Source organism: Asaia sp. SF2.1, assembly GCF_000505765.1.
Lineage (GTDB): Bacteria > Pseudomonadota > Alphaproteobacteria > Acetobacterales > Acetobacteraceae > Asaia > Asaia bogorensis.
Map to the genome: position 1 here is coordinate 164,207 of NZ_AYXS01000001.1, position 13,750 is coordinate 177,956.

General features: G+C 59.9%; 7 protein-coding genes and 2 pseudogenes. 3 read left to right on the forward strand and 6 right to left on the reverse strand.

The genetic code is table 11. From position 1 onward, the window contains the following. Positions 1 to 846 (reverse strand): annotated as a pseudogene (locus P792_RS38125) (glutamine--fructose-6-phosphate aminotransferase); the annotation flags it as partial. Continuing rightward, positions 846 to 2,213: a bifunctional UDP-N-acetylglucosamine diphosphorylase/glucosamine-1-phosphate N-acetyltransferase GlmU gene (gene glmU / locus P792_RS21440; RefSeq protein WP_023977301.1), complete on the reverse strand. Its 1,368-nt coding sequence runs from the start codon at positions 2,211 to 2,213 to the stop codon at positions 846 to 848. The pseudogene P792_RS38125 and the gene glmU, both read right to left, overlap by 1 nt. 105 nt (positions 2,214 to 2,318) lie before the next feature. Between glmU and P792_RS21445 the strand changes: the two genes are divergently transcribed. Continuing rightward, on the forward strand, positions 2,319 to 2,993 hold the full coding sequence (locus P792_RS21445; protein ID WP_235075361.1) for an HAD family hydrolase: 675 nt from the start codon (positions 2,319 to 2,321) through the stop codon (positions 2,991 to 2,993). A gap of 83 nt (positions 2,994 to 3,076) precedes the next feature. Here P792_RS21445 and P792_RS21450 read toward each other — a convergent pair whose 3' ends face one another. After that, entirely contained in the window at positions 3,077 to 3,913 is an 837-nt protein-coding gene (locus P792_RS21450; RefSeq protein ID WP_235075362.1) for a DUF3108 domain-containing protein, read from the reverse strand. Beyond that, positions 3,903 to 6,356: a DNA topoisomerase (ATP-hydrolyzing) subunit B gene (gene gyrB, locus P792_RS21455; RefSeq protein ID WP_023977304.1), complete on the reverse strand. Its 2,454-nt coding sequence runs from the start codon at positions 6,354 to 6,356 to the stop codon at positions 3,903 to 3,905. The genes P792_RS21450 and gyrB overlap by 11 nt, the downstream gene beginning before the upstream one ends. A 338-nt stretch (positions 6,357 to 6,694) precedes the next feature. Here gyrB and P792_RS21460 point away from each other — a divergent pair, with 338 nt between their 5' ends. Beyond that, positions 6,695 to 7,666: an SDR family oxidoreductase gene (locus P792_RS21460; RefSeq protein WP_235075375.1), complete on the forward strand. Its 972-nt coding sequence runs from the start codon at positions 6,695 to 6,697 to the stop codon at positions 7,664 to 7,666. A 147-nt stretch (positions 7,667 to 7,813) separates the two neighbouring features. On the opposite strand, the gene clpB is transcribed toward P792_RS21460, so the two are convergent. Further along, on the reverse strand, positions 7,814 to 10,417 hold the full coding sequence (gene clpB, locus P792_RS21465) for an ATP-dependent chaperone ClpB (RefSeq protein WP_023977306.1): 2,604 nt from the start codon (positions 10,415 to 10,417) through the stop codon (positions 7,814 to 7,816). A gap of 190 nt (positions 10,418 to 10,607) precedes the next feature. Further along, positions 10,608 to 12,083, reverse strand: a complete 1,476-nt coding sequence (locus tag P792_RS21470) for a glycosyltransferase family 2 protein (RefSeq protein WP_023977307.1) — start codon at positions 12,081 to 12,083, stop codon at positions 10,608 to 10,610. Positions 12,084 to 12,523: 440 nt separating this feature from the next. Between P792_RS21470 and P792_RS21475 the strand changes: the two are divergent. Then, positions 12,524 to 13,660, forward strand: a pseudogene (locus P792_RS21475) (AGE family epimerase/isomerase). Positions 13,661 to 13,750 lie beyond the last annotated feature (90 nt).

Sequence of the window (13,750 nt, forward strand, 5' to 3'; positions counted from 1 at the left end):
AGCCGGCAGATTGATCTCGCGCGTGACCGGATCGATGATGCGCTGCAATGTCTGGCCGATCACGACCGGATGCTCATGCAGCTCCTTTTCCATATAATGGCGGTAGCCATCCTTGCCGACGGTTCCTGCAATGAGGGCAATCGTCTGTACGGGACGCTGTACGCGCTGGTTTGCGGCATCAAAGAACTCGACCTGATCAGGTCTGAGCACGCACCAGTCGCCATCATCGAGATAGGCGATTTTGCGGGCGAGTGGCGCCAGAGCGAGGCTGTCCGAACCGAGAAACATCTCGCCCTCACCAAAGCCGACGGCGAGGGGCGCCCCATGACGGGCGCCGATCATGAGCCCCTCATGCCCGGCAAAGATCATGGCAAGCGCATAGGCGCCCTGAAGGCGGCCCAATGTCTTGCTGGCGGCCTCGCGAGGGGAAAGCCCCTGATCGAGATAGAAATCGACCAGTTGGGCAACACACTCCGTGTCCGTCTCGGAGGTGAACTGCCGCCCTACCGCCAGCATCTCGGCCTTGAGCTCTTCGTAATTCTCGATGATGCCGTTATGCACGATCGCTACACGATCAGTGGCATGTGGATGGGCGTTGGCCTCGTTCGGCAGCCCGTGGGTGGCCCAACGCGTATGACCGATTGCCGTCGAGCCCTCAAGCGGCTGCACGTCGAGCACGGCCTGCAGATTATCCAGCTTGCCGGCCGCGCGGCGGCGCGAAATATGCCCGTCTACGAGACTCGCGATACCCGCTGAATCATAGCCGCGATATTCGAGGCGACGCAGCGCCTCGACAACAAGGGGTGTCGCGTTCTGATGGCCGACCACGCCACAAATGCCGCACATCAGCCATTCTCCTTTTTGGCACGAAGGGTAGAGGCTATCTCCTGCCCACGCATTGCCTTGTTGATCTGCCTTGACCGCCCCAAGGCGAGCGCACCTGGCTCCACGTCCTCGGTCAGCACGCTGCCAGCAGCCAGCAAGGCGCCGTCACCCACGGATATGGGCGCCACGAGAATGGAATCAGACCCCACGAAGACGTCGTTCCCGATCGTCGTACGGTGTTTGAACACCCCGTCGTAATTGCACGTGATCGTACCGGCACCGACATTGGTGCGCTGACCGATACGCGCATCCCCAAGATAGGTCAGATGATTGGCTTTTGCGCCGTCTCCAAGCTCTGTTGCCTTGAGCTCGACGAAATTACCGACATGGGAAGCCCTGCCACAAATCGTGCCGGGCCTGAGCCTGGCGTAGGGACCGATCAAGGCCTCCTCGCCCACCACGCATCCTTCCAGATGGCTGAAGGCGCGAATTCGCGCGCCACTGCGCACCGTCACCCCGGGGCCAAAAACAACATTGGGTTCAACCACGACATCAGGCTCGATGACGGTGTCCACGCTCAAAAACACGGTCTCCGGCGCAATCAGGGTGACGCCTGCCTCGAGCGCTGAGAGACGCAGGCGCTTTTGCAGCGTCGCCTCCGCAGTCGCCAGCTCGGCCCGCGAGTTGATTCCCGCCAGCTCCTCGGCAGGAGCTTCGAAATGGCGCACCAGACCTTCGCGTGCCGCCAGCGCCACCACGTCGGTCAGGTAATATTCACCTTGTGCGTTGTCGTTGCGCACGTCTCCAAGCCAGCGACGCAAATCGTCGGAGGACGCGCAGAGAACGCCCGCATTGCATAGGCCAATCGCGCGCTGTTCCTCGGTTGCATCCTTGAATTCGATGACTTCTCTGACGGAGCCGTTTTCAACGATAACACGTCCGTATTTCGCGGGATCGGCAGGGCGCATGGCGAGTAAGGCAAGCGATGTCCCCTCAGCCCGCCGGGTGGAGAGCAGCGCGCGCATCGTATCCGCTGTGATCAGCGGGTTATCGGCGTAAAGGATTGCGACATCGCCCTCTCCGAAAAGCGCTTCAGCCATGCGGGCCGCATGGCCCGTGCCAAGGCGTTCAACTTGCACCACACAGGGCCGGGGAGCGGCGGCCTTTTCGAGGGATGGCATATCCGGGCCGACCACCACGACGATTCGTTCGAACACGCCACTTGCCGTCTCGATGAGATGGCTGATCATGGGGCGGCCGCCGAGAGGGTGCATCGCCTTGGGATGTGCAGAACGCATGCGCGTTCCAAGTCCTGCGGCGAGGATGACGGCAGTCGTCGGTTTGTGATGGCGGACGGGCTGGCCGTCGGAAAAGGAAAATGATGTCATATCATTACGTGGCGTAGCCAACGCGACGGAGCTCTGTCAAACGCCCGCTCCGTCACTTCGGATTGCTGTTTATTGCAGCCTCCCTCATCACGAGGAAAATCGACCGTGAGCACCGAGATAATGACCGCCGTATTCGACCTAGACGGCACCCTGATTGACAGCCTGCCCGACCTTGCCGAGAGTGGCATTGCCCTTCTGAAATCCTATGATCTGCATCTCCCGAACGAAGAAGCCGTGCGGGGCATGATTGGGGACGGGGCACATCGTCTTGTCGACCGATTGCTGATCTACGGGGGAGACGAGAAACGCATCGATCGCGATGAGGCCACCCGTCGTTTTCTGGAAATTTACGAGCCGAGAGCGACTGAGAAAACGCACCTCTTTCCCGACACGCAGGCCATGCTCACAACATTGCGTGAGCGCGGTATCGCGTGCGTCGTCTGCACCAACAAACCAGTCAAGGCAGCACAGACAATTCTCGAAAAGCTCGGGGTCGCCTCCCTGATCGATGCCATAGGTGGCGGCGACAGCTTCGCCACACGCAAACCTGACCCCGACCACATCCGCAACACGATGCGCCTGATTCATGCCGAGCCAACACGTGGCATCATGATCGGCGATCATCAGAATGATATCATGGCGGCGATGGGCGTTCCGATGCCTTCGCTGTTTGCGAGTTGGGGTTACGGCGATCGAAGCATGAGCGCCCATGCTACCGCTATCGCAGGATGTATCGCCGAGCTCCCTCGCCTGATCTATGATCTGTCACGCCCCAATTGAGCGTCACAAAGACCGGTCGGACGGAGGGATATGACGGCACGTGATGGCAGCCTTGCCCGCCGTCAGGATCTCAGCATCCTGCCTCATGGCTGCACGGCAGGAACATGATCAAGCACTGCTGTCATCTGTCCCAGTTTGGGATGCTCGAACTCAACACGAACCGCCGTCAGACCAACGCCTGGAATGTCCTGGAACCATGCAGCACCGGGGTGAGGCGCCTTCATGACCTCAAGATGGGAGGAATCCTTGATAAATCCCGCTTCCTGCTGCCCAACAAAATCGCAGCGCAACGCGGGCCCCTTGAACTTCTGGCCAAAACTGCCCGGCACATCGGCCTTGAAAGGACCATGCGACGTCATGGCGCTTAGGCGTAGCCCGTCGAACACCTGCGCATTACCATCGCATTTTCCAGTCTGACGCACATTTTCCAGCAAAAGGGCCATGGCACTGAGTGTGTCCATCGCATGGCCCAACTGAGTTTCCGGCACGGCCTCCCTGTCGGATTCCTTCGGATCGAGCGTGACCACATGGGGCATATTATCGGCATAGTGCAGGACGATGCTGCGATGTTTGCCCCGCGAGAAGCCCGTGCTTTCATAGCTCACAGGCTGCACCCAATAATGATCGAAATGTCCCTGAGCCATGCTCTGAATGTCCATGCGCATGAACCAGCTCATCAGGCCACCAGCATGAAGCGTCGTGCGGATCCCGTATCCAAGCTCTGTCAGCGTGTAATCGGCTGTAGCGTCGACGACATGCAAGCCATGGTTATAGACACGATAGACAGCCGTGGTCTGTCCGCTATTGGCTGCAGCGCGTGCGGGCATAGCCTCGCCCACACCAGCTGCAAATGACTGCCCCGAGAAACCAAGGACAAGCGCAGTTGCGGCAAGCCCTCTGCCGGGGGAGTTAAACGTCAAGGTTGGCGACTTTCTGGGCATTGCCAACAATGAAGTCGCGTCGTGGCTCCACCACATCGCCCATGAGCGTCGAGAACACCTGACCCGCATCTTCTACATCTCCTACCTTGACCTGAAGGAGAATACGCGTGGCCGGGTCGAGCGTTGTATCCCACAGCTGCTCATTGTTCATCTCGCCCAACCCCTTGAAGCGGTTGATGGCAAGGCCCTTGCGCCCCTGCTGAAGAACGCGGTCGAACACCATTGCAGGACCTGAAAGCTCGGCACCCTGACTGTCCAGCGAAAGCTTGACCGGGCCTTCGAAATAATCGGCCACGCGGCTGCCCTCACCTGCCAGCCAGCGTGCTTCTGCCGATTTCAGCAGGGCAGCATCGAGTGCATAGACTTCACCAACGCCACGCACGCTGCGCGCCAGACGCAATCCACCTTCCTCGGTGGGGCCGACCATCCAGCCGCGCTCGTTGACGGGCGATGCCGCATCGAGACGAGCCTGCAACACAGGCGCACGCTCCTGAGCGTGATCATGCCCCAGTGACAGAGCCTTGGCCACATAGGCCTGCTCAAGCACCCAGACAGGAATCTTGCTCGCGAGGGCTGTCAGAGTCTTGGCCACCTGGCCCATGGCCTTGACGCGCTCCATCAGCACATCGCCAGCAGCCACTTCGCCGCCAGCGAAGGTTAGCGTGGCGTTGCTCAGCGCCTTGTCGAGCAGATACTGCTCCAGCGCGGCGTCATCCTTGAGGTAACGCTCTTCATTGCCGCGCTTGGCACGATAGAGCGGCGGCTGGGCGATATAGAGATAACCCTTCTCGATCAGTTCCGGCATCTGGCGGAAGAAGAAGGTCAGCAGCAAGGTGCGAATATGCGAACCGTCCACGTCAGCGTCGGTCATGATGACGATCTTGTGGTAGCGCAGCTTGTCGATGGAAAAGCCGCCCTGCTCCACGTCGCCACGGCCAATGCCCGTCCCCAGCGCCGTGATCAGCGTGCCGACTTCGGCAGAGCCAAGCATACGGTCAAAACGCGCACGCTCGACATTAAGGATCTTGCCCTTGAGCGGCAGGATCGCCTGGAAACGACGATCACGCCCCTGCTTGGCCGTTCCACCTGCCGAGTCACCCTCGACGATGAACAATTCGGCCTTGCTGGCATCGCGCTCCTGACAATCCGCCAGCTTGCCCGGCAGTGAGGAGACATCCAGCACACCCTTGCGTCGCGTCAGTTCACGGGCACGACGGGCAGCATCGCGCGCAGCGGCTGCCTCGTTCACCTTGGCAATGACCGCCTTGGCTTCACGCGGGTGAGTTTCGAACCAGTGGCCAATTGAATCAGCAGCCGTGACGTGCACAACCGGCTGCACTTCGGAAGAGACCAGCTTGTCCTTGGTCTGGGACGAGAACTTCGGATCGGGCACCTTGACCGACAGCACCGCGGTCATGCCCTCGCGCATATCCTCGCCCGTAAGCGATGCCGAATTCTTGGATGACCCCGTGTCAGCGTACTTGCCAACAACACGCGTCAGTGCCTGGCGGAACCCTGCAAGATGGGTGCCCCCATCACGCTGGGGGATGTTGTTGGTGAAGCACAGCATGGTCTCATGGAAGCTGTCATTCCATGTCAGTGCGAACTCGACCTTGATGCCACTTTCGGCATGATCGATCGACCCGACGATGGGCGGGGTGACGATCGAGGTCTTGCTGGCATCGAGGTACTCGACAAACGCGCTCAACCCGCCTTCATAGCAAAAGACAACTTCCTTGTTCTCGGCATGACGTTCATCCCGCAGGACGATTTCGAGCCCGGAATTGAGGAAGGCCAGCTCGCGCATACGACGCTCGAGAATGGCAAACTCGAATTCCACCTTCGTGAAAGTCTGCTTGCTCGGCTTGAACGTCACGAGCGTGCCGCGTGGCTCGTCACTGGCACCGATTACCGCCAGAGCGTCGTCACGCTCGCCGTGCTGGAAACGGATGAAGTGTTCTGTGCCATTGCGCCAGATACGGACTTCCATCCATTCCGACAGCGCATTGACAACGGCCGCGCCAACGCCGTGCAGACCACCGGAAACCTTGTAGGAATTCTGGTTGAACTTGCCGCCCGCATGCAGCTTTGTCAGCACCACTTCTGCCGCGCTGACGCCCTCTTCCTCATGCAGATCGGTCGGAATTCCACGCCCATTGTCACGGACACTGATCGAACCATCGCCGTTGAGTGTCAGGATACACCGCGTCGCGTGGCCAGCCTGAGCCTCGTCTACGGCGTTATCGATGATCTCGAACACCATGTGGTGCAGGCCGGACCCGTCATCCGTATCGCCGATATACATACCGGGGCGCTTACGTACCGCATCGAGCCCCTTGAGAACCGAGATCGAGGAGGCGCCATAATCGGCTTCGTCATCGAGGCTTTCGGGCAACTCGGTCGGACGGATCTGTTCGGACATGCTGGCGTGACGCTCCTACTCGCAACAAGCTGCCAATATAGCCTCTCTAGGGGGCTACGGCTAGGGCGTTGGAACCGGGCAACCGGACAAGCACCTGTCAGCCACCCAGGGACCCGAAATGCCCCAGCCACGCCCCCTGTGCGGCAAGCCTGTCAGAGCCTCGGGGCCGCTTTGCATAGCAACCCAAACCCGTCTTGCGACTTCTCATCCCGTGCCGGCTGCCTGGCACAGTTTCCCCGACGCAAGCGAGATAAGCCGCCATGACCGATCCGACCGACAAGAAAACCATCAAAACGACCACGCCTGGAGGGGCCAGCCCCGCCACCAACCGGCGCAGCATGATGCAAGGGGCAACGCTTGGGCTTGCAGGGCTGGTTGCCGGGTCGAGCCGTGCGCAGGCTGCGCCAGATGCGACTGCCGTCTCAGCACCGTTGGCCGACCCGCAGAAACTCTATCCCCACGCCCCGTTTGCGTCTCAGCCCCAGGAGTGGCCGGGCCTGCAATCGCGCATGCATCCCAAACCGGATTGCGGAGAGACAAGCTACAAAGGCAGTGGCCGCATGGCTGGCCGCCGGGCCCTGATCACCGGCGGCGATTCAGGCCTTGGGCGCGCCATCGCCATTGCCTACGCACGGGAAGGGGCTGATATCGCGATCAACTATCTCCCGCAGGAAGAAGAAGATGCGCGCGAGGTTGTGGCCCTCATCCGCAAGGCGGGACGCAAGGCCATTGCTCTGCCGGGCGACATTCGCGACGAGGCGTTCTGTCAGAAGCTTGTGTCGGACGCTGCGTCACAACTCGGCGGCCTTGATACGCTGGTGAACTGTGCCGGTCGGCAGCACTACCATGAGAGTATCCTTGAACTCTCCACCGAGGAATTCGACTGGACACTCAAGACCAATCTCTATGCGCTATTCTGGATCATCAAGGCAGCTATCCCCCATATGCCACCGGGCAGCGCCATCGTGAACACAGCCTCTTCCAACGCCTATAACCCGTCGGAAATCATCATTGATTACAGCCTTACAAAAGCTGGCATCGCCAACCTGACCAAATCTCTGGCCAAGCAGCTTCTGCCAAAGGGCATACGCATCAATGCCGTGGCGCCCGGACCTTTCTGGACACCACTACAGGTCTGTGGCGGCCAGCCCATGTCCGCCGTCGAGAAATACGGGACCACGGTGCCGATGGGGCGTCCGGGCCAGCCAGCGGAGATCGCACCGGTCTATGTCACGCTCGCCTCCACGGAGGGAAGTTACATCACCGGACAGATCTACGGCATAACTGGTGGCACAGGTATGCCCGGATAACAGCGACGCCCCTTTCGGGCAGCGTTCATTAAACGAAAAGGGGGCGCACCCGGCCATAGGTGCGCCCCCTTTTCTCGAGATGCCTTCCTTCGCCATACCGCTCGCCGGATGAACCGGCCTACGGCATGGCAATGGCCCTGCGGCCAATCAGTTCAGCTCGGCCTGCTGGCCATTGATGACCAGCCCTTTGTCGTTGGCCGAGACATGCACGGTCTGACCATCAAAGATCGTCCCATCCAGGAGCAGCCCTGCCAGCGTGTTCTGCAGGCTGCGCTGTATGACGCGCTTGAGCGGGCGCGCGCCGTAAACCGGATCATAACCGGACTCTGCCAGCCAGTTATCTGCCGCCTGATCCAGATCGAGCGTGATCTTGCGGTCGGCCAGCAGCTCACGCAGGCGCTTAAGCTGAATGGCGACGATACGGTTCATATCTGCCCGCTGCAGACGAGAGAACAGAACGATCTCGTCCAGACGGTTCAGGAATTCAGGGCGGAAATGATTGCGCACCACCGCCATGACCTGTGCCTGCACGAGGTCCGTGCTCTCCCCATCGGGCTGCTGCGCCAGTATGTCCGAGCCGAGATTGGAGGTCAGGATGATGATCGTGTTGCGGAAATCCACCGCACGCCCCTGCCCGTCCGTCAGACGGCCGTCATCGAGCACCTGCAGCAGGATGTTGAAAACATCCTCATGCGCCTTCTCGACCTCGTCAAACAGGATGACCTGATACGGCCTGCGACGGACCGCCTCGGTCAGCACGCCACCCTCTTCGTAGCCGACATAGCCGGGAGGCGCACCCACCAGGCGGGATACGGCGTGCTTCTCCATGAACTCGCTCATATCCACGCGCAGCATGGCGCGATCGTCGTCAAACAGGAACTGCGCCAGCGCCTTGGCCAGTTCGGTCTTGCCGACGCCGGTCGGACCGAGGAAGAGGAACGAACCGATGGGGCGATTGGGATCCTGCAAACCTGCACGGGCACGACGCACCGCGTTGGACACCGCCTTGAGCGCAGGCTCCTGACCAACCACGCGCTCACGAAGTTCATCCTCCATACGCACCAGCTTGGCGCGCTCACCTTCCAGCATCCGGTCCACCGGTACACCTGTCCAGCGCGACACGACAGAGGCAATTCCCTGGTCGGTCACAGCCTCGCTGAACAATCCTGCCTGAGCGGCATCCTGCTGCTCGACCTGTTGGGCTTCTTCAATCTGACGCTCAAGGCCTGGGATCGTCGCATACATAAGCTCGGACGCCTTGCCGAGATCACCCTTGCGTTGAGCAATATCGACATCCGAACGCGCCTGATCAAGCTGCTCCTTGAGCTTCTGAACTGCATTCACCCGGTCCTTTTCGGCATGCCAAGCAGCGCTCATGGTGTCCGACTGCTCCTGCAGGTCGGCCAGCTCGGCTTCTAGCTTCACCAGACGCTCGCGGCTCGCGCTGTCCTCTTCCTTGCGGATCGCCTCGCGCTCGATCTTGAGCTGGATGATACGACGGTCGAGTTCATCGAGCGCCTCGGGCTTGCTATCGATCTGCATACGCAGGCGGCTTGCCGCCTCATCCACGAGGTCAATAGCCTTGTCCGGCAGGAACCGATCCGTGATGTAGCGATTGGACAGCGTCGCGGCAGCCACGAGTGCACCATCGGTGATACGCACACCGTGATGCAGCTCGTATTTTTCCTTGATGCCACGCAGGATCGAGATGGTATCAGCAACCGAGGGCTCACCCACAAAGACCGGCTGAAAACGACGAGCGAGCGCCGCATCTTTCTCGATGTATTTGCGATACTCGTCGAGGGTGGTGGCACCGATACAATGCAGCACGCCGCGTGCAAGCTCCGGCTTGATCAGGTTCGACGCATCCATTGCGCCATCGGAGCGTCCCGCGCCCACGAGCGTGTGCATCTCGTCGATGAACAGGATCACCTGCCCCTCGGCGCTTTCGATTTCCTTGAGAACGGCTTTCAGGCGCTCCTCAAATTCACCGCGATATTTCGCGCCGGCCACCAGGGCACCCATATCGAGCGAGAGCAGCTTCTTGTTGCGCAGCGCTTCCGGCACGTCGCCATTGACAATACGCAGCGCCAGACCTTCCACGATGGCGGTCTTGCCCACACCGGGCTCACCAATCAGCACAGGATTGTTCTTGGTGCGGCGTGCCAGAACCTGAATGGCGCGACGGATTTCCTCGTCACGACCGATCACCGGATCGAGCTTGCCCGATTGGGCCACGGCCGTCACATCCCGCGCATATTTCTTGAGGGCATCGAAGCCCGCCTCGGCGTTGGCGCTATCGACCACGCGTCCCTTGCGCAATTCCGCCACTGCACGCTCAAGGGCCTTCGCATCGGCCTTACCTTCGCCCAGGGCCTGTCCAGCGCCGGTCTTGCTGGCAGCAAGCGCCACGAGCAGACGATCCTGCGCAACGAAGCTGTCACCGGCACGCTGGGCATCCTGCTCAGCACTATCGAGTACACGCACAAGGTCAGGCGTTGCCTGAGGCTGACCGGCCCCGCCGCCCTGCACCCTAGGAATACGAGCCAGTGCGGCATCATTGGCTTTGCGGACTGCTTCGGGTGTACCCCCGGCTGCGCGGATCAGGCCCGAGGCAGCGCCCTCAGGATCATCGAGCAACGCTTTCAAAAGGTGCTCGGGGGTCAACTGCTGGTGGAAGTCGCGTAGTGCAATTGTCGAAGCGGCTTGAAGAAAACCGCGGCTACGCTCGGTAAATTTCTCAATATTCATGTTTTCGCAATGCTCCTATGCCCCGTAAAGGCGGCTGGTTACGACAACGAGAACCCCTCTCAGGCAGTTCTCGCCTCGTCATAACTTGAACATGGGAACATTGCGGCTTTTTCCAAGGCCACCTTGGCACGTTTCTTGCAAAAAGGGCGCTGCCTTGACCTCCCGTGGCGATACCGCGCCGTGATGCGCCCTAGTCAGGCGCGTTGGCGGCCTTAAAGTCGTCAAGAGAAAATTCGCAGCCAAAAATCTCAATCTGATCGGTCTGCAGATAGACCTGCTTGCCCGGTATGGTGACACGAACGAAGCGCCCGAGAACGCCCGCCTCGTCGATCCAGTTGAATGGCGTCCCGTCAAGCCCGCCGAAGACCGGGCCGTCCTGCCGATCGATAATCGTTTTCCATATGATGCGATCATGCGAAACTTCGACCTTGAAGCTCGCCAGCCGCTCCATCACGCCATCCAACCGGTTGAAAATCATGATCTGATGAATGTGGCTAAGCACTTCCAGATCAACCATCCACCAGGGGTTGTCTTCAAGGGTCGTGTGATGCTGCGGGTGTCCCGTCAGGAAACCTGATACGGCCCGACTGGCATCGTCATCGCGCGAGCCTTGATGCATGGTGGAACTCTGCGTGGCGCGCTTTCCTCTCGAAAGGAGATCCCATTGCGAGCAGGGCACGATGCTCGTCTGCCATCCCTTGCCGATCATCGCCCCCCAATAGTCGGACAGATAGGTATCGAGCACGGCATTGGTTGCAGCGTGATACTCGGCCCGCTCCTGGGCATTCTTGTTCTGCCAATGGGTCTGGGCAGCGAAGTCTCCCTGGCATCCGCGGGCAACACGACGCATGAAATCCTGTTCCGAGCGGATATTGAAATGCGCGATATAGCCAGCCTGAACGAGGCGCTCACGCCTATTGTCGGCGTTCAGAAAAGACCACGCGTGGTTAGGGAAGTTATCGTAATAACCCTCCATCGATTCACCGAGCATGTTGCAGGCGCGCAGCGGCGCGCCCAGGCCGAATAGATCATGATGAATGGCCACATGCGGGTTCTCGCAGGCACGCCGATAGGACACGGCCTCCGCCTTGGCGAGGATCTTGGTAAAAGGTGAGGCACCGCTCTCGCGATAGCGGTAATGACGCAGGACACTTCCGGCTGGCCGCTCGACATGACCACCATGGCCATAGCCACACCAGTTGAGATAGACCGCGTCGTGATCTGCACCGAAACGGGTGCTTACACTGCTGATGTCGTTGCTGCCCGGCAAACACACAAACTCATCGATATCCAGAAACATCAACCAGCGCGTCTCATGCACATGGTGGCGCAGAAAGTGGCGATACATCTGAAACTGCTCGCCCACATAGCGATAGTGATGGAAGGTCACGAATGGCTTTTCGGCGATAATGAAAGGCATCACCGCTTCATAGAGTGCCGTCGGATCATCATCGTTACAGTACAGATAGACATGGTCGAACCCGATCGACCGATGATAGGTGAGCCATTCCACGACGCTTTCCGTCTCCCAGCGCGCGCAGGCTACCAGTGAATGCTGGTAATGCGGCGCAGGCCAGATTCCCTTGTTGCGAGCAACTTCCAACGGAAGCTTGCCATAACCAAGAAGATCAACCGGGGGCAGATTTACTGACTGTGACGGCGCCATGTCTTTTCTTGTCGTCCTGATGCGATAATACTTACGCGCTAACGCGTTGATGCCGCACAATAAGACGCGCCAATGCCAAGCCATAGTGAATTCTTGTGACAGACCTGCGGAACAGACAGGACGCAGGATCGTGACAGGCGTTATCGTGCTCTTGTCACGCGTTATACGTATCCGAAGCGGAGCCCTTCCGGGTTCGCCGTTTCCGCTCTCCTGAAACGACACGCAATATTCTGTCGCGCAACTCAACGCGTCTCCATGCGTGATCATTGCCGTTCATGTAATGCGAGGCCCCTTTGGCGGCCGATAACGGGACAGTTTCTATGACCGATCTTCTCTCGCCCATGCTTCTGCCTGAAACGAGCTGGGTGCGCCGTTCCGCCCATCGCCTGTGGTTAGCCGCCGAGGGCCGCCGCCTGCTCCGCTTTGCTATGGCATCGCGTATGGAGGGCGGTTTTGGCGCCCTTGGCCGCGACGGCACCCTGCCCGAAGGCGCGTTGCCAGACGGCATCCTGACCGCCCGTATGGTCCATGCCTTCTCCATGGCAGCCCTGCAGGGCATCCCGGGCTGCCTCCCGCTTGTGCGTCATGGCGTCAAGGCTCTTCTCGGCCCGCTCCATGACAAGGATCACGGCGGCTGGTACGAATCACCTGCGGCACGCGAGGGCCGCAAACAGGCCTATCTTCATGCTTTCGTGGCCCTGGCCGGCTCGTCTGCCACCTTGCTGGGAGTCGAAGGGGGCGAAAAGCTCCTCAGCCTGGCGACCGAAGTCCTCGAGAAACATTACTGGTCCGAAGATGAAGGCGTCATGCGTGAGAGCTTCGCCTTCGACTGGAGCGACGAGGAAGATTATCGCGGTGCGAACGCCAACATGCATTCGACAGAATCCTGCCTCGCCCTTGCCGATATCACAGGGGATGAGAAATGGCTCGATCGCGCCCATCGTATCGTGCATCGCTTTGTGCACGAGATCGCGGGAAACCATGATTACTGCATGCCCGAGCATTTCAACCGGGAATGGACACTCCTCAAGGACTACAATCAAGACAAGACGACAGACCCCCTGCGCCCCTATGGCATGACACCGGGCCATTTTGCAGAATGGGCCCACCTTACTCTGAAGGTAGAGGCCGCTCTGCTGCGACGCGAGGGGACCGCCCCCGGCTGAATGCTGCACGATGCCCGCGCCCTGCTGGACTCAGCGTTGCGCTTTGGGTGGGCACCCGATGGCGATCCTGGAATGATCTACACGATCGACTGGGACCATAAGCCGGTCGTGACAGTGCGTGCGCACTGGGTGCAGGCGGAAACCGTCACCGCTGCAGTGAACCTGCTCAAGCGCACGGGCAGCCCTGCCTATGAAACATGGTATCGCAAGGTCTGGGACTATATCGCCAGCACACTGATCGACCATGAGTTTGGTGGATGGCGCAATGAGGTGGACGCGCAGGGGCGTTATTCAGGCGAGGTCTACCCGGACAAGGCTGATCTGTATCACGCCTTCCAGGCGACGGTTGCCCCCATTCTCCCCCTGTCGCCTTGCCTTACGCTCGCGTTGCGTGAGTCAGACATCGTTTGAGGACATCACGCGATCGATAGCGCCCAGGCGGGTCGTCCTGAAAATGCCGGATGGTAACGCCACCCGGCATTTCGCTTATCGAGACATCAG